Genomic DNA, 15,604 nt, shown 5'->3' on the forward strand with positions numbered 1-15,604 from the left:
TGGTGGGCGCTGCCCCGCTTACTCGCCTTCCGCGGCCTTCCTCGCCCGGTAAGCCGCGACGTGGGTTCGGTTCGCGCAGTTGCCGGTGTCGCAGTACAGCTTTGAGCGGTTCCGGCTGAGGTCCAGGACCACAGCGTCACAGTCATCCGCGGCACATACCCGCATGCGTTCCATCTCTTTGCTGCGGATCACGTCGATGATCGCCATCGCAGCTTCGGTGCCCATGCGGTCTGCCAGCGGCGCCTCAGGGGTAGTTGCGTGAAGGTGCCAGTCCCAGTGGTCGTGTTTTACCAGCTGCGGGAGCGCCTTTGCGTCGACGAGCAGTTTGTTGACGGACTTGGCTGCCGTGTCTTCGTCGGAGCTCCAGAGTGTTGCGAGCTGGCCACGAAGACGCTTGATGCTGTTCAGCTCATCCGAAGAATTGACGCGTGAACCAGTGAATTCCTCGGCGTCCAGAAACGCGTTGAGGTCATCAAGGGAGGTCAGCAGTTCCTGCCCATTGGCGGCCGTATTGATCAGGTTGACCACGCTGCGGAGGGCAACCACGGTGTCAGGCGCAAAAAGCACTTTGACTCCTTACATGTTCGGGGAGTACTGTCATGACCATAAGCCCACTTTACTCCTGACAGGAGGCTGCTGTGTCAGCTCCAATGACGAAGGCTGATGCAAAGAATTTCCTGGCATCAGGACTCGGCATCGCACTCTTTTCTTCAGCCGTGTTCGGCACCTCAGGCTCCTTCGCCAAATCAATGCTGGAAACCGGCTGGTCACCCGGCGCCGCAGTCACCGTGCGCCTCACAGGTGCCGCGCTGATCCTGGCGGTTCCCGCCGTCGTGGTTCTACGCGGACGCTGGCACCAACTCAAGGAAAACTGGCTCACCATCCTGCTTTTCGGCCTCATCGGAGTGGCCGGCTGCCAGCTTTTCTATTTCAACGCGGTAGCCCGCTTGTCCGTCGGCGTCGCCCTGCTGCTCGAGTACCTGGCTCCGGTGATGATCGTCCTGTGGCTGTGGATCTCCACCCGCCGGAAACCGCGCGCCCTGACCGCCGCCGGTGCGCTGCTTTCTCTCGGCGGTCTGGTGCTGGTGCTCGATTTGACCGGTGCCGTGAAGGTGGACTTTGTGGGCGTCCTTTGGGGTATGGCGGCCGCGGTGTGCCTGGTGATCTACTTCTTCATCACGGCCAAGGAGAACGACACGCTTCCTCCGTTGGTGCTGGCCTCGGGTGGCTTGCTGGTGGGTGCCGTGGTGATGTGGCTCGTGGGCGGGTTGGGCTTGCTTCCCATGACGTTCAGTACCGCAGACACAACGCTGGGTCCGTGGACCGTGCCATGGTGGGTGTCCGCCGTCGGCCTGATCATCCTCGCAACTGTGCTCGCATACGTCTCCGGAATCATGGCCGCACGTAGCCTGGGCTCGAAGGTGGCCTCGTTCGTCTCCTTGACCGAAGTGCTGTTCGCTGTGATCTGGGCTTGGCTGCTGCTGGGCGAACTCCCTGGTCCGATCCAGCTTCTGGGCGGTCTTCTGATTGTGGGCGGCGTGGTCCTGGTCCGGGTGGATGAACTGCGCGGAGACCGCCGGGCCGCTGGGGCCCGGGCTTTGGATCATCCGAACGACGTCGAACCTGTCCCTTCAGGGCCGGTCGCCGAAGGCCGATAATCGAGGTTTCGAAGTGAACGCAAAAATGCCCGGACGCATGTGCGTCCGGGCATTTTCCCAACTGTCCTAGTTGGAAGCCTGCTGCTGCTGCTCAGCGTTCTTCTGAGCGCGGTCGCCGGCTTCACGAAGAGCATCGGCAACCTTCTTCAGGTTGGAAGCGTGCTGGCTGTCCCACTCGCCGCGGAACTTGTCAGCGTCCGGGCCCTTCCAGTCGGTGCCGTCAAGGGCACCCTTCAGCTGCGAACGCTGCTGCTCGATGTGCTCGGCACCTGCCTTCAGCTTGTTACCGAGCTGACGAAGCTGATCAACATCTGCACCCCAAATAGCCATGAGATTCTCCTTCATTTGTTCGGACCCGAGCTCTTCGGCATCCCCAGCGGCCTCCGGCTCATCCGGAAGATCCAATAGCTAAAACCTATCCCGGGAATCGCAAACGCGTCGATGGGCACCCCTCCCCATGCAGCACTGCCCATGGTTAGCATGGGCCTATGTGCCGGAATATCAGGACTTTGCATAACTTCGAACCGCATGCGACCAGCGAGGAAGTGGAGGCCGCAGCCCTCCAATATGTGCGCAAGATCAGCGGATCCACCAAGCCCTCGAAGGCCAACGAGGAAGCTTTCGCCGAGGCCGTCCACGAGATCGCGCACATTACGCAGCATCTCCTGGACTCGTTGGTGAGCCACGGCCCTGCGAAGAACCGTGACGAGGAAGCAGCCAAGGCGAGGGCCCGGGCCGCAGTCCGCTTCGGAACCGCGTAGCCCGGGCCTTCTCCCTGCGCTGCTACTTACCGAACGAGCGCAGCCTCAGCGAGTTGGCCACCACCAGCACTGAGCTGGCCGCCATCGCCGCGCCCGCGATCATCGGGTTCAGCAGCCCAAGGGCAGCTACGGGAATACCGATCGCGTTGTAGAAGAACGCCCAGAACAGGTTGGTTTTGATGGTGGAGAGCGTCTTCCGGGACAGTTCGATCGCCTGCACCAGCTGACCCAGGTCGCTGCCCATCACAGTGAGGTCGGACGCCTCGATGGCAACGTCTGTACCCGAACCCATCGCGATTCCCAGATCCGACTGCGCCAAGGCCGCGGCGTCATTGACGCCGTCACCGGCCATGGCCACCGTGGATCCTGATTCCTGAAGCTTCCGGACGGCGTCAACTTTGCCTTCCGGCAGCACCCCGGCGAACACATCTTCCGGGGCAATCCCGACGGCGGCAGCCACTTGGGCAGCTACAGCGGCATTGTCTCCGGTCAGCAGGATGGGACGGATCCCGAGGTCCTTCAGTTTTGCGATCGCCGCCGCGGAGCCGGGTTTGATGGTGTCCCGAAGGCTCACAATGCCCGCTGGTGCGCCATCGACAGCCACCCAGATAGCGGTGGCACCCCCATTCTCCCGGGCAGCGAGGACATCGCGGTGTTCGCTTTCGAGGGAGATTCCGTTTTCCTCCAACCACCCCGAACGGCCCACGACGACGGTCTTCGGGCTGCCGTCCAACGTGACGCTGCCCCGAACTCCGCCGCCCGGCGCTGAACTGAAGCCTTCAACGGCAGGCAGTGTGCCGGCGTCGGGCGTTGCTTCTTTCGCCGCTGCCGCTATGGCGTGGGCGATCGGGTGTTCCGATGCGGACTCGACGGCGCCGGCCAAGGTCAGGACGGTGGCGGGGGAGTGCCCGTTGAGGGCGGCCGTGTGAGCTACGGCAAGCTTGCCGCTGGTCACCGTGCCCGTCTTGTCCAGCAGGATGGTGTCCACGTGCCGGGTGTCTTCGAGTACTTGCGGACCCTTGATGAGGATACCCAGCTGGGCACCACGGCCAGTTCCTGTCAGCAGGCCAACCGGGGTCGCCAGGCCCAAGGCGCAGGGGCAGGCGATCACCAGGACTGCAACGGCCGCCGTGAAGGCAGCGTTGAGATCCCCGGAAAAGAACAGCCAAAGCAGGAAAGTGACAACGGCGAGGACCAGCACGATGGGAACGAAGACCGAACTGATCCTGTCCGCGAGCCGGGCGATGGGAGCTTTGCCGGTCTGGGCTTCGCTGACCAGGCGTCCCATCTGGGCCAGGGTGGTGTCGGAACCGACACGAGTGGCCCGGACCAGCAATCGCCCGGAGGTGTTGATGGTGGCACCCGTTACGGTGCTGCCTGTTCCCACGTCGACAGGGACGGATTCTCCAGTCACCAGGGATGCGTCGACAGCTGATGCGCCATCGAGCACCACGCCATCGGTGGCGATCTTCTCACCGGGACGAACAACGAACACATCGTCCACCAGGAGCTGGTCGGCGGGGACCTTCTTCTCCACGCCATCCAGCAGGATGGTTGCATCCTTGGCGCCCAGATTGAGCAGGGCTTTGAGGGCGTTGCCTGCCTTGGCTTTGGCGTTCGCTTCAAGATAGCGGCCCAGCAGCAGGAAGGTGGTGACCACGGCTGCGACTTCGAAGTACAGCCCGCCGCCCGCCATGCTTTCCATACCGGGGTGCTCTGTCATGCGTGGATCCGCGAACAACTGCCATGCCGAGTACACGTAGGCCGCGATGACACCGATGGAAACCAGGGTGTCCATGGTGGAGGCGAAATGCCGGGCGTTGATGGCAGCGGCCCGGTGGAACGGCCAGGCGGCCCAGCTCACCACCGGAAGTGCCAGTGCGCCGACAACCCATCCCCAGTTGGCGAACTGGAGGGCTGGGATCATGGAGATCGCAAAAACGGGAACAGTCAGGACGGCGGCCAGGATCAACCGGGGCCGGAGCGTGGAAGCCGAGGGCCCGTGATCCATGTGGTTTTCGTGGCTGGCGTGTTCCTCGTGAGAGGACTCGGCCTCGTGATGCTCATGCCCATGCCCGTGGTCATCGACGGCCGGCCGGGAATGGCGTGCAGGGGCTTGCCTCAGCGTTGCCTTGTATCCCGTTGCGTTCACGGTGTCCACGATTTGCTGGTCTGTCACGTTTGCGGGGACCGTAACGTGCGCCGATTCGAGCGGCAGGTTGACGCTTGCCTCGACGCCTTCGAGTTTGCCCAGTTTCCGTTCGACTCGATTGACGCATGAGGCGCAGGTCATGCCCTCGATGTCGAGCTCGATCACCCTTTGTGCGGGTTGGTTGAAGGTCTCCTGGTTACTCAAGCGAACCCCCTAGGCTTCGTTGGCTACCACCACGTAGCCGGCTTCTGCCACGGCCTCGCCAATTTCCGATGGTGAGAGCTCCTGGGTGGATGTGATGGTGACGGTGGACAAACCGCCGGGGTTGAGGTCCACTGCGACGTCCTGAACGCCGCTGAGCGCTTCAAGTTCTTCGCTCACGCTGGAAACACAGTGGCCGCAGGTCATGCCGGATACGTTGACGTTGGTCTGGATGGTCTGGCTCATGGAGTGCTCCTTGGTGGTGCGTTGGATGGTGTGGCGAGTGGTGGCGGAGTTACCGCTACCGCAGCAGGCGCCCGATGGCATCGGTGGCCTCCTTGACTTTGGCGTCGATGTGTTCGGCGCGTGTTTCGGGATCGGGCTCGGAGGCAGCACCCACGACGCAATGGCCAATGTGCTCCTCAACGAGTCCCAGGCTGACAGCGTGGAGGGCCTTCGTTGCTGCCGCGACCTGCGTGAGGATGTCGATGCAGTATTTGTCTTCCTCCACCATGCGGGCAATACCGCGAACCTGCCCTTCAATGCGTTTCAGCCGTTTGAGGTACGCGTCCTTGTTGCTGGTGTACCCATGGGATGCAGAGGGCTCCAGGTCCACCTCGATGACAGGTGCATCCTGACGGCTCATGCTCAGGTCTGGCGTGTTCATGGCCTCAAGCTATACCCCAAGGGGGTATGGCGTCAAGTACCCCCTGGGGGTATCCACGGCACAACTTGGTATAGACCAAAACAGCAAAAAACCGGATTCTTGTTTTGCATTGCAAACCTTTGGCCGAATGTGCTTCCGCCCACACTCCGGCGTTCATAGTGTTTGGTCACATAGCCGCGGAGGGGGAATCCCGCGGAATCCAACTTTTCTCCATGGAGGACACTTGAAACTCGCACGCTCCGCCGCGGCAATCGCCATCGCAGCGCTCGCCTTGACCGCCTGCGCTCCACCTACCTCGAACAACGCAGCCTCCAGCTCGGACGAGCAGACGGGCACTGTCCGCGTGTGGCTCTTCTCCGAGGTCAACCAAGACCCCAAGTCCGCAGTGGTAAAGGAAGCTGTTACTGAATTCGAAGCGGCACACAGTGGTGCCAAGATCGACGTCCAGTACATCCCCGTAGACAGCCGGGCAGAACGATTCAAGGCAGCGTTCAACGATCCTTCAAGCGCCCCGGATGTAGCCGAGTTCGGCAACACGGACCTGGCCAGCTATGTGGCGTCCGGTGGCCTGGCCGACGTTACCGGTGACATCAAGTCCTGGGATGAAGCCAAGGACCTTGACCAGAAGATCCTGGCCACCACGGAGATCGACGGCAAGAACTACGGTGTGCCGTGGTTCGTCGGCGTTCGCGCCCTCTACTACCGCACTGATCTCCTGCAGCAGCTCGGGCTTGAGGTCCCCAAGACCCTGGACGAGGTGGAGACGGTTGCCCGCGCTGTACGCGCAGCCACCCCGGACATGCTGGGCATCTCCGTGGGCGGTGCTGCACAGTTCTCCGCCATGCCGTACCTGTGGGCCAACGGCGGGGAAATCGCCACAAAGGAAGGCGACAAGTTCGTTGCCGGCCTCGACTCCACCCAGTCCCGTGAAGGCGTGGCAGCCTACTCCCGCCTCCTCAAGGACGATATCTGCCCCGCCCAGACCTGCGCGGAATTCGGCGGAAACGCCAGTGTTCAGCAGTTCATTGCAGGCAAGTCGGCCATGACCATCGGCGGCGACTTCAACTACAAGGCCGTTGCTGCCAGTGCCATCAAGGACAAGTTCGCTGTGGTTCCGGTCCCGGGCAAGACTGCAGGTTCCATTGCGCCCGCGTTCGCCGGAGGCAACAACCTGGGCGTCTTCAACAGCAGCGAACGCCGTACCCTCGCCGCGGACTTCGTGAAGCTGCTGGCCAGCAAGAAGTACCAGCAGAAGATGTTCGACTCCATGGGCAACCTCCCCACGTTCAGCGATGTCCAGAAGTCGGTGGCCGAAAACAACAAGCAGGTTGAGCCCTTCATCAACACTTTGGGCGCCGGCACCAAGTTCGTCCCGGTCACCGAAAACTGGTCCACCATCGATGCCCAGGGCGTCTTCACGGGCATGTACCAGAAGGTGGTCACGGGCAAGGCCGATGTGAACGCAGCAACCAGCGAAGCCGCTGCCGCCATGAACGCTGCGTTCGGGGCCAAGTAATGCGCTGCACCCCATCACCCACCGAAGGCGCATCATGACAGCCCTCACCCCGGTTCTGCCTGAAGCACCCCAAGACGGCACCCCACGCAAAGGCACGACGACGGCGGCACGCGCCTCCCGCCGTCGGGGGCGTCTGGAGCCTTGGCTCTATCTGGCACCGGCCTTCATTGTCCTGATTGCCTTGCTCGGCTACCCGATCTTCCAGCTGATCAACGTCTCCCTGTACGACTACCGCCAGGCCCAGGTCAGTGGGAAAGCGCCCCTGAAATTCGTGGGATTGGAGAACTACCAGAAGCTCTTCGCCGATCCGCAGTTCTGGACCGTCCTGGGCAACACCGTGGTCTTCGCCACCGCCTGTGTGGTCTTCACGTTGCTGGTGGGCAGTTCACTTGCAGTGCTGGCCACCAGGCTTCGACCCTGGGTCCGATCGGTGTTGTTTGTGGTGTCGCTGGGCGCCTGGGCTACGCCTGCGGTCACGGGCAGTGCGGTGTGGTTGTTCCTGTTCGAACCCACCTTGGGACTGGTCAACAAGACGTTGGTCGCCATCGGATTGACGCAGTTCCAAGGCTACTCCTGGACCTACGACAAATGGTCGGCCTTCGGGCTGGTAGCCAGCGAAGTGGTGTGGTGCTCGTTCCCGTTCGTCCTGGTCACGGTCTACGCGGGCATCCAGGCGATCCCGACGGAGGTCATCGAAGCCGCAAGGATCGACGGCGCGTCCATGCCCCGCATCGCCCGCAGCATCATGTTGCCGATGCTCCGCCCAATCGTGATCGTAGTGACCATCCAGTCGATCATCTGGAACTTCAAGATCTTCTCGCAGATCTACATCATGACCAACGGAGGCGGCATCGCGGGCCAGAACCTGGTCCTGAACGTGTACGGCTACCAGCAGGCCTTCGCCGCGAGCCTGTACGGGCTGGGTTCGGCCCTTGGCGTCATCATGACTGCTCTGCTGATGGTCATTACTCTCGTCTACCTCCGTATCCTCAAGCGAACAGGAGAAGCCCTGTGACCGCCGTCGACGTTTCACCGCTTGCGCCGCAAGCAGCGGCAGAAGACCCGCAGAAGTTCCGCAAGAACGGCAAGCGGCGCTTCGGGGCCGACGCCGCCGGGATCGTCATCGCGCTGATTGTTGCCTTCCCGCTGTTCTGGATGGTGCTGTCCGCACTGAAGCCCAAAACAGCGCTCGACGCCGGTGACGCGACCCCGTTCACGCTGGAACCGTCGCTGGACTCGTTCGGGCGCGTTCTGGGGGTCAACAATTTTGGTCAATACTTCCTCAACAGCGTGATTGTGGCACTGGTGGTTGTGGTGCTGTCCACGATCCTGGCGTTCCTCGCGGCTGTGGCGCTGACCCGGTACAACTTCAAGATGCGGACCAAGCTGCTGATCATCATCCTGGTCTCGCAGATGGTGCCTGTTGAAGCCCTGACGATCCCGCTGTTCTTCCTGCTCCGCAACGCGGGCGAAGCCATCCCGCTGGTCGGCCTGAACCAACTGGGCTCATTGGTTTTGGTCCATGTGGGCTTCAGCATTCCGTTCGCCATCTGGATGTTGCGCGGCTTCGTGGCGGCCGTGCCGGTTGAGGTGGAGGAAGCGGCACGCCTTGATGGTGCCGGCAGCTTCCGCTTTGTCCGTTCCATCTTGTTTCCGTTGGTGGCACCCGGTGTGGTGGCATGTTCGGTTTTCTCGTTCATCTCCACGTGGAACGACTTCCTGTTTGCCAAGACCTTTATCATTTCCGCCCAGGAGAACCAGACGCTGCCCATGGCATTGCTGACGTTCTTCAAGCCCGACCAAAACGATTGGGGAGCCATCATGGCCGGCTCGGTCATCATGACCATTCCTGTGCTGATCTTCTTCGTCTCAGTACAGCGCAAGCTCGTATCCGGACTCGCCGGGGCGGTGAAGGGATGAGCCCGCTTCACCAGTTGGTCCCCGCGCCGTGGACCCTTTCGGCCGGGAACGGCGAGTTGACGCTCGACGCCGGTACTACTTTGGGTGCCGACCCTGAACTGAGCGGTCCCCGCCGTTGGTTGGCCCGTTCTTTGGGTGCGGCAACGGGCTGGGATCTGACTGCCGCAGCCAGCGACGACGCGCACATCCGCTTCCTGCTGGACCCGGACCTCGACTCCGAGGCGTACCGCCTGAAGGTGAGTGACGCCGTCGTCATCTCTGCTGGTGGTCCCGCCGGCGCGTTCTACGCTGCGCAGACGCTGTTGCAGTTGCTGGGACCGAGGGCTTTCCGGCAGTCAGCGGTTGCTTCGGCATGGTCGGTTCCGCGGGTTTCTGTGGAGGACAAGCCACGGTTCGGCTATCGCGGGACGATGTTGGACGTCGCGCGCCACTTCATGCCGAAGGACAACCTGCTCCGCTTCATCGAAGTCATGGCGATGCACAAGCTCAATGTCCTCCACCTGCACCTGACGGACGATCAGGGGTGGAGAATCCAGATCAACCGCTATCCCAAGCTGACTGAAATCGGTGCCTGGCGCCGCGAATCATCGCTTGGTTCCTGGCGTGCCGGCGTCTTCGACGGTCGTCCGCACGGTGGCTTCTACACGCAGGACGACCTCCGGGAGATCGTGGCGTTCGCCGCTGAGCGGCACATCACCGTCATCCCGGAGATTGACGTTCCCGGCCACAGCCAGGCCGCCATCGCGGCGTACCCGGAGCTGGGCGAGGCACAAGCCGAGGGTGCGGAACCTGTGGAGGTGTGGACGCGCTGGGGTATCAATGACACGGTCCTTGCGGTCTCGGAAACCTCCCTGGACTTCTATCGAAACGTCCTGGACGAAGTCGTGGAGATCTTCCCCTCCCCATGGATAAGCCTGGGCGGCGACGAAGTTCCGCTCACCCAGTGGCAGTCCAGTGCTGCCGCTCGTGGGAAGGCGGAGTCGCTTGGCCTGGACGATGTCTCGGGCCTGCACAGCTGGTTCGTCGGGCAACTGGCGGCGCACCTCCAGCGGCACGGCCGCGCCACCTCCGTATGGGACGAAATCGGCGACGGCGGACTTCCGGACGGAGCGCTCGTGGCCTCGTGGCGTGGGTACGAAGGAGGCATTGATGCCCTCCGCAAGGGCTATGACGTGGTCATGTGCCCCGAACACAAGCTCTACCTCGACCACCGGCAAGCCGATGGCGACGACGAGCCGGTACCCGTCGGGTTCGTGACCACCCTGCAGGCCGTCTACGAATTCGATCCCCTGCCAGGCGTTTCTGCTGACGGGTTGCCGGGACGGTTGCTGGGTGCCCAGGCGAATATCTGGACCGAGCACCTCGACTCGCCCCGCCGGGTGCAGTTCGCGGCCTTCCCGCGCCTCAGCGCCATCTCGGAAGTGTTCTGGTCCAACCCCGAGGGCCGGGACTACGATGGGTTCCTGACCCGGCTCACAGGTGCACATCTGGCACGGCTCGAGGCCATGGGCGTGGAGTACCGGCCGTTGTCCGGTCCCGCTCCGTGGCAGCAGCGGCCGGGCGTCGAGGGTTGGAAACGTGATTACGACGCCGAGCAGCTCGTGAGGAACTGAGTGACTACTGAAGGCAAGGACGCCCGCAATTCCTCGGCGTCACTTCGCAAAGCACTGGCTCTATTGACGGTGGTGGCCGAGGAACCGGGCAACGGAGATGGGCTGGCGCTCGTGGAGCTCAGCCGGCTCTCCGGATTGAACAAGAGCACCTTGTTGCGGTTGGCTGCGCCATTGCTCGAAGAGAATCTGCTGGAGCGTGATCACGAGACCGGCAAGTTCCGCCTTGGACATGGCTGCCTGAGATTGGGGCAGTCCTACCTGGACCGTGTGGATCTGCGCAGCGTGGCCAACGGAGAGCTCCGGAGCCTCATGCGAGCTACAGAGAGTACCTGCCACCTGGTGGTGCTTTCCGGGCAGGACGTCGTCTATCTGGACAAGGTGGAAGACGAGGCCACGGTGCGCATGGCGTCGCGGGTTGGCGCCACCATGCCCGCTTACTGCACGGCGGTCGGCAAGGCCATGTTGGCGTTCAGCCCGGAAGAAGTGGTGGGACCGATCCTCGCGGGCAACTTGGTGCCGCTCACTGACAAGACCATCACTGACCCGGCACTGTTGCGCGCCGACTTCGAAGCCATACGACGGCGGGGCTACTCCATCGACGATCGGGAGAACGAGCCGGAAGTGCGCTGCGTTGCGGCGCCCATCTTCGGGCATGACGATCACGTGGTGGCTGCGCTGTCGGTATCTTCGCTGTCTTCCCGGATGACCGCCAAACGGGTTCGGGAAGTGGGGCCGATGGCGGCGGAGACCAGCCTCCGGATTTCCGCCAAGCTCGGTTCGCGCCGGGCGTCTGCGAAGCTGGCGAAACTCGCATGAGCATGGGCGCTGCAGAGTTCTTCCGCGCCAAGCTCCAATGTGAGATCGACGTGATGGAAGTAGCTGAGTCGGAACCGGGTTCCCTGGTGGTCGTGGATACCCGACGGCGATCGTCGTGGGAGCACGGACATATTCCTGGCGCGGTACATATCCCGACGGCGCAGATACCGGAGCTCGCTCCCGGGCTGGTCCCGGCTGGGTCGCAGGTGGTGGTGTACTCCTGGGGTCCGGGCTGCAATGGCAGTACGTTCGCTGCGCTTGCCTTCGCGATACTGGGATATTCCGTTAAGGAAATGATCGGCGGCATCGAGTATTGGATCAGGAACGGGTTGCCGGTGGAAACTTCCGCTGGTGTGGTCCAGCATGAGCCGGATGCGTTGGTGACGGCGCACAAGGCCTGATGTGAGGGGAGCGTCATGGCGGTTTTCGTACTGATTCACGGAGGCGGTTCCACCGCCTGGGACTGGCATCTGGTCAGCCCGCTCCTTGAAGCCTCCGGGCATCAGGTGGTGGCCGTCGACTTGCCCATCGAAGAGGTTGATGCCGGGCTTGGGGACTACACCCGGACAGTAACGGAAGCAGTTGGCGATGCCAGGCACACCATCGTGGTGGGGCACTCGCTGGGCGGCTTCACCGCGCCCTTGGTTTGCGAGGCACTCCACTCGGATGGTTTGGTGTATCTCTCCGCGATGATCCCCATGCCCGGCGAGACCTTCGGTGACTGGTGGGCCAACACGGGGCATGACCGTGAAACCATTCCCGAAGAGCCATACTTCAACTTGGTCCCTGATGATTTGGCCCGCCACGCTATGGAAAAGGAGCGCGACCAGCAGGGTGCCTGGATGGCAGCGCCATGGCCGGGAAAGCGTCCGGGCGTGCCAACTTCGGGGATTCTGTGCCGCGACGATCTGTTCTTCCCGCCGTCGTTCATGAGGCGCCAAATCCGCGACCGGCTGGGAGCCGAACCGGTTGAGATCCCGGGCGGTCACTATGCTCCGTTGAGCCACCCGAAGGCTGTTGCCGGAGCCCTGAATGACTTCGCCCGGCAGGTTGCAGAGGGCTGGTAGTTCCTCAGGGTCCAACGGGGCCATAGACTCAAAGTGTGAAGTTGGAGGCTATGTCCCTCTTACCGCACCAAATGAGCGCACCGCGCTGAACAAGGACCCGATTGCAGTCGGGTCCATTGTTCTTAACGGCACAGCAGGCTCTTGCCTGATGGAACCAGCGTAACGGCTGCTTTTGCCGGTCCCGGCCAGAATCGAGCGTGCCAGGGGCCACAGCTCTGCCCTCGCCGCCCGGCCACACCGAATAGGCTTGGACCATGCTGAACCTGGTCCTTGGCCTTATCTTTGCGGGGTTTTTCCTGGCCTCCTACCAGTCGGACCGGCGACGGCTCCGCAACGGCGTCTTCCTCTTGGTAGCGGCCTGGTTCCTGCTGCAGGCGCTCCTGGACTTCCTGATTGACCTGAATCCGTGGTTCGAGTGGCTGAACCTGGTTATCGTCGTTGTTCCAGTGGTGAGCATCTTCGTCTTCGCCGCCTTCCTCATCGCGAACGGCGTCACGATGGTCCGACGCGAAGGCCCCGGGATCACCAGCTTCCTGCCGTTCGCCGTGGGGTTGACCGTGTTCCTGGCCCCTGTGGTCGCTTTCCTTTTCGTGCTGAGTGGGCAGCCCGTCCTGGCCGGAATCGCTGCCTTGGCCTTCTTCCTCTGCGCCTACTTGGGGTGCGCTTTCGTCGTCTTCCTCGGCTACGCGCTGGTGTATTCCAGGATGCGACACAGCCCGAACCCTGCCGCCGTCGTCGTCTTGGGGTCGGGCCTGATCGACGGCAACGTGCCGCCGTTGCTCGCCGCGCGCCTGAACAAGGCCTTGGAAATTTACGACGGCGTCGCCCCGGTCAGGCCCGTTTTGGTACCTTCCGGGGGTCAAGGCCCGGACGAACCCAGGCCCGAGTCCACTGCGATGAAGGAGTACTTGGTGGCGAAGGGAGCAGCGGCCGCTGACATCTTGGAGGAGAACAAAGCCACCACCACCCGCGAGAACCTGGTCTATTCCGTGGCGCTGCTGGCAGAGAGAGGAATCCAGGGTCCGTTGCTGGTGTGCACCAACAACTACCACGTCCTCCGCGCCGCGCTCCTGTCGCGCAGGCAGAAGATCAGTGCTGAAGTGGTCGGTGCTCCAACGGCAAGGTACTTTGTCCCCAGCGCATTCCTTCGCGAATTCGTCGCCGTGATGCGGGACAACCGTCGGACCAATGTTGTCCTCTGCCTGCCGATGTTCGGTATTGCCCTGCTCATCACGGTAGCCCTGATGAACTCACCGGTGGTGTAAGTCCGGCTAGGCTCGGTGCATGTTTACCCTCGTTGCTCCCGATGTCTCCTTCCACGAGTCGTTCCTTGAGTCCCACGCTGAGTGGGAAGGAGCCCACCAGGATGGCGCAGGAGTTTTCGTGGCCGAGAACGTCACCACCGCTGAAGGGTTCGCGGCGTGGGTCAGGCAGCTGAGGGATGCGGAGCATGTGGAAGAGGACCAGGGCATCGTGCCTTGCACCTACCTTTGGATCGCTGAGGGGCCGCGCTACGTGGGTGCAATCGCATTTCGTCACCACCTCACCCCGGCGCTGCTGAATTCGGGAGGCCACATCGGTTACGGAGTACGGCCCTCGGATCGTGGCCGCGGCGCTGCATCGTGGGCTCTGCAGGAACTGTGTTCACAATTGGAGGGCCGGGAAGAACCGGACCGTGTCCTGCTGACGTGCGACGACGCGAACGTGGCCTCGGCCCGGACCATCGAGCGTGCGGGCGGTGTGCTCGAAGATAAACGAACGGACGAGAAGGGACGCCTCTTTCGCCGCTACTGGATCGGTGTTCCGGCCTCCCGGAGCTAAGGGCCGGCCTGGCGGCCTTGCGCAGGCGGTGAGGGCCGACGTCGTGCGCTTTTCCTGAAACTTCCGTTACATTTCTCTGACTGCCGGACATTAACCGGGTATGAGCGTGGAGACGGAGCGAGGGGATCGCGTGGACCAAGCGAGGGAGCAGCGTTTCCTGGTGTCCCACGCGGCCGGTCACGACAAGATCTACCGCTACTTTCGGCGTCGCACCGAGGGAGCAACCGAGGCCGAGGACCTGTGTGCCGAGGTCTTCCGGATCGCCTGGGAAAAGTCCCGGGACCACGAATTATCCGTGCTGCTGCTGTTTGGCATAGCCCGGAATGTCCTCCGAAACCACAACCGCTCCAACATCCGGTCCCTCAACCTCGTGCAGGAGCTTCAGCGGCAGAGGACCTCAACGCCGGATTCCGGTGAGGGTGCCGTGCAGGAAGCGCTGGACAAGCTCAGGCCGCAGGACCGGGAAGTCCTCCTTCTGACGTATTGGGATGGCTTGTCGTCAGCCGAAGTGGCGGAACTGCTCCACGTCACTGCCACGGCCGTCCGGATGCGCCTGTACAGGGCCCGCAAGGAACTCGGCCAACTGCTTGGGGCTGACCACATTGCGGAAGGTGTTGGTAATGAGCACTAAGAAACCATTGGATCTGCAACGCCTTGCTGCAGCCGATCCCGCCAGCGCGGTTACGGAAGAGGAGTTGGCCCGAAGCCGGGAAAAGAGCCTTGCCGTCATGTCCACCGACGCGGTGCAACTTACGGTTGGCGGGTCCAACGGACAGCGGCCGGCATCCAGGCGGCGATTCCGGGTGGTTGCTGGAGTTGCCGTGGCAGCTGCCGCCGTTGTCGCGGGTGTTGTCGTGCCCTCGCTGCTCCCACAGCAGGCGCAACAGCCGATCCCGGCGGCCACCCAGCCTGAAAAGGCGCCGGATACCAGCTCCCCGAGCAACGAACCGCTGCCGGAACTCACCGGGCGAATGCCGACTTTCGACGCCGAAATCATCACCGGTGGTAACGGCAACAAGGCTGCGGTCGCCAAAGATGAGCCGGCGGACTTCCACATGGACGCCGGTAACAGGGGAACCTTGGGCCTCAACGATGGCGGATGCATGGCCGGTGTTTATCCCGACGGGCGCTCCATGGGCCTGATCTTCCCGCGCGGTACCAAGGTGACCGGATCCGGAGTGGTGCTGCCCGATGGGACGTCCATCAGCATTGGCCAGCAGTTCTCCTTCGGCGGAGGGCTTTCCCCGGAGGGCACAGACGTGGGCGAGTGCTCTCCCGACGGTTCGCCGTTTCTGGTCCAGAGCTGGTAGGTCTCCCGTCGAAATAGACCCGCGAGTTGGGCATTTTTTTCAAATTTAGTTTGGGAAAAATTGAAAAAAATACCACAACCCGGGCGTGAGCGGGGGATTAGG

At 62.6% G+C, this 15,604-nt stretch carries 18 protein-coding genes; 13 read left to right on the forward strand and 5 right to left on the reverse strand.

Translation table 11 applies throughout. The features are described 5' to 3' along the window. Positions 1-18: 18 nt before the first annotated feature. Positions 19-567 (reverse strand): CGNR zinc finger domain-containing protein, encoded by a 549-nt coding sequence (locus ACFVSI_RS04365; RefSeq protein WP_387820092.1) that lies wholly within the window; start codon positions 565-567, stop codon positions 19-21. A gap of 71 nt (positions 568-638) precedes the next feature. Between ACFVSI_RS04365 and ACFVSI_RS04370 the strand changes: the two genes are divergently transcribed. After that, on the forward strand, positions 639-1,658 hold the full coding sequence (locus ACFVSI_RS04370) for a DMT family transporter (RefSeq protein WP_387820094.1): 1,020 nt from the start codon (positions 639-641) through the stop codon (positions 1,656-1,658). A 66-nt stretch (positions 1,659-1,724) separates the two neighbouring features. On the opposite strand, the gene ACFVSI_RS04375 is transcribed toward ACFVSI_RS04370, so the two are convergent. Continuing rightward, positions 1,725-1,988 (reverse strand): WXG100 family type VII secretion target, encoded by a 264-nt coding sequence (locus tag ACFVSI_RS04375; protein ID WP_018779397.1) that lies wholly within the window; start codon positions 1,986-1,988, stop codon positions 1,725-1,727. A 158-nt stretch (positions 1,989-2,146) separates the two neighbouring features. Between ACFVSI_RS04375 and ACFVSI_RS04380 the strand changes: the two genes are divergently transcribed. Then, positions 2,147-2,419 carry a DUF2277 domain-containing protein gene (locus ACFVSI_RS04380; protein ID WP_363932229.1) on the forward strand — a complete coding sequence of 91 codons (273 nt, stop codon included), beginning with the start codon at positions 2,147-2,149 and terminating at the stop codon, positions 2,417-2,419. 22 nt (positions 2,420-2,441) lie between these two features. Here the strand turns inward: ACFVSI_RS04380 and ACFVSI_RS04385 are convergent, their stop codons facing one another. Genes ACFVSI_RS04385 through ACFVSI_RS04395 form a run of 3 tightly spaced genes read right to left on the reverse strand, consistent with a single transcriptional unit; the run spans position 2,442 to position 5,439 of the window. Then, on the reverse strand, positions 2,442-4,775 hold the full coding sequence (locus ACFVSI_RS04385; protein ID WP_387820097.1) for a heavy metal translocating P-type ATPase: 2,334 nt from the start codon (positions 4,773-4,775) through the stop codon (positions 2,442-2,444). Between the two features lie 9 nt (positions 4,776-4,784). Further along, a complete protein-coding gene (locus ACFVSI_RS04390) occupies positions 4,785-5,018 on the reverse strand; it encodes a heavy-metal-associated domain-containing protein (protein WP_387820098.1) in 234 nt (77 codons plus the stop codon). Positions 5,019-5,073: 55 nt separating this feature from the next. Next, positions 5,074-5,439 (reverse strand): metal-sensitive transcriptional regulator, encoded by a 366-nt coding sequence (locus ACFVSI_RS04395; protein ID WP_387820100.1) that lies wholly within the window; start codon positions 5,437-5,439, stop codon positions 5,074-5,076. A 223-nt stretch (positions 5,440-5,662) separates the two neighbouring features. On the opposite strand from ACFVSI_RS04395, the gene ACFVSI_RS04400 reads away from it, so the two are divergent. From ACFVSI_RS04400 to ACFVSI_RS04450, 11 genes are all read left to right on the forward strand, one after another. Next, positions 5,663-6,955, forward strand: a complete 1,293-nt coding sequence (locus ACFVSI_RS04400; RefSeq protein ID WP_387820102.1) for an extracellular solute-binding protein — start codon at positions 5,663-5,665, stop codon at positions 6,953-6,955. A gap of 34 nt (positions 6,956-6,989) precedes the next feature. Beyond that, complete coding sequence (locus ACFVSI_RS04405; protein WP_387820104.1) at positions 6,990-7,970, forward strand: carbohydrate ABC transporter permease; 981 nt, start codon at positions 6,990-6,992, stop codon at positions 7,968-7,970. Then, positions 7,967-8,875, forward strand: coding sequence for a carbohydrate ABC transporter permease (locus ACFVSI_RS04410; RefSeq protein WP_387820106.1), 909 nt, complete (start codon positions 7,967-7,969; stop codon positions 8,873-8,875). The genes ACFVSI_RS04405 and ACFVSI_RS04410 overlap by 4 nt, the downstream gene beginning before the upstream one ends. Next, positions 8,872-10,488, forward strand: coding sequence for a beta-N-acetylhexosaminidase (locus ACFVSI_RS04415; protein ID WP_387820108.1), 1,617 nt, complete (start codon positions 8,872-8,874; stop codon positions 10,486-10,488). Before ACFVSI_RS04410 ends, ACFVSI_RS04415 begins: the two co-directional genes overlap by 4 nt. Then, positions 10,489-11,304, forward strand: a complete 816-nt coding sequence (locus ACFVSI_RS04420) for an IclR family transcriptional regulator (RefSeq protein ID WP_387820110.1) — start codon at positions 10,489-10,491, stop codon at positions 11,302-11,304. Beyond that, positions 11,301-11,705, forward strand: coding sequence for a rhodanese-like domain-containing protein (locus tag ACFVSI_RS04425; protein WP_387820112.1), 405 nt, complete (start codon positions 11,301-11,303; stop codon positions 11,703-11,705). The genes ACFVSI_RS04420 and ACFVSI_RS04425 overlap by 4 nt, the downstream gene beginning before the upstream one ends. A 15-nt stretch (positions 11,706-11,720) precedes the next feature. Then, the gene (locus ACFVSI_RS04430) at positions 11,721-12,371 is read left to right on the forward strand and encodes an alpha/beta fold hydrolase (protein ID WP_387820113.1); all 651 of its coding nucleotides are present in this window, start codon (positions 11,721-11,723) and stop codon (positions 12,369-12,371) included. 254 nt (positions 12,372-12,625) lie between these two features. Further along, a complete protein-coding gene (locus ACFVSI_RS04435) occupies positions 12,626-13,636 on the forward strand; it encodes a YdcF family protein (RefSeq protein WP_387820115.1) in 1,011 nt (336 codons plus the stop codon). Between the two features lie 19 nt (positions 13,637-13,655). Next, positions 13,656-14,192, forward strand: a complete 537-nt coding sequence (locus ACFVSI_RS04440) for a GNAT family N-acetyltransferase (RefSeq protein ID WP_387820117.1) — start codon at positions 13,656-13,658, stop codon at positions 14,190-14,192. 100 nt (positions 14,193-14,292) lie between these two features. Beyond that, positions 14,293-14,823 carry an RNA polymerase sigma factor gene (locus tag ACFVSI_RS04445; RefSeq protein ID WP_387820119.1) on the forward strand — a complete coding sequence of 177 codons (531 nt, stop codon included), beginning with the start codon at positions 14,293-14,295 and terminating at the stop codon, positions 14,821-14,823. After that, the gene (locus ACFVSI_RS04450; RefSeq protein ID WP_387820121.1) at positions 14,813-15,502 is read left to right on the forward strand and encodes a hypothetical protein; all 690 of its coding nucleotides are present in this window, start codon (positions 14,813-14,815) and stop codon (positions 15,500-15,502) included. The genes ACFVSI_RS04445 and ACFVSI_RS04450 overlap by 11 nt, the downstream gene beginning before the upstream one ends. Positions 15,503-15,604: the final 102 nt, after the last annotated feature.

It is taken from the genome of Paenarthrobacter sp. NPDC057981 (assembly GCF_042886835.1).
In the GTDB taxonomy this organism is placed as follows: Bacteria; Actinomycetota; Actinomycetes; order Actinomycetales; family Micrococcaceae; genus Arthrobacter.

Bases quoted from the DNA above. Each gene is read 5' to 3' on its own strand.
- ACFVSI_RS04430 (WP_387820113.1), top strand. From the start codon at position 11,721: ATGGCGGTTTTCGTACTGATTCACGGAGGCGGTTCCACCGCCTGGGAC.
- ACFVSI_RS04435 (WP_387820115.1), top strand. From the start codon at position 12,626: ATGCTGAACCTGGTCCTTGGCCTTATCTTTGCGGGGTTTTTCCTGGCC.
- ACFVSI_RS04390 (WP_387820098.1), bottom strand. From the start codon at position 5,018: ATGAGCCAGACCATCCAGACCAACGTCAACGTATCCGGCATGACCTGC.
- ACFVSI_RS04380 (WP_363932229.1), top strand. From the start codon at position 2,147: ATGTGCCGGAATATCAGGACTTTGCATAACTTCGAACCGCATGCGACC.
- ACFVSI_RS04395 (WP_387820100.1), bottom strand. From the start codon at position 5,439: ATGAACACGCCAGACCTGAGCATGAGCCGTCAGGATGCACCTGTCATC.
- ACFVSI_RS04425 (WP_387820112.1), top strand. From the start codon at position 11,301: ATGAGCATGGGCGCTGCAGAGTTCTTCCGCGCCAAGCTCCAATGTGAG.
- ACFVSI_RS04375 (WP_018779397.1), bottom strand. From the start codon at position 1,988: ATGGCTATTTGGGGTGCAGATGTTGATCAGCTTCGTCAGCTCGGTAAC.
- ACFVSI_RS04415 (WP_387820108.1), top strand. From the start codon at position 8,872: ATGAGCCCGCTTCACCAGTTGGTCCCCGCGCCGTGGACCCTTTCGGCC.
- ACFVSI_RS04450 (WP_387820121.1), top strand. From the start codon at position 14,813: ATGAGCACTAAGAAACCATTGGATCTGCAACGCCTTGCTGCAGCCGAT.
- ACFVSI_RS04445 (WP_387820119.1), top strand. From the start codon at position 14,293: ATGAGCGTGGAGACGGAGCGAGGGGATCGCGTGGACCAAGCGAGGGAG.
- ACFVSI_RS04440 (WP_387820117.1), top strand. From the start codon at position 13,656: ATGTTTACCCTCGTTGCTCCCGATGTCTCCTTCCACGAGTCGTTCCTT.
- ACFVSI_RS04405 (WP_387820104.1), top strand. From the start codon at position 6,990: ATGACAGCCCTCACCCCGGTTCTGCCTGAAGCACCCCAAGACGGCACC.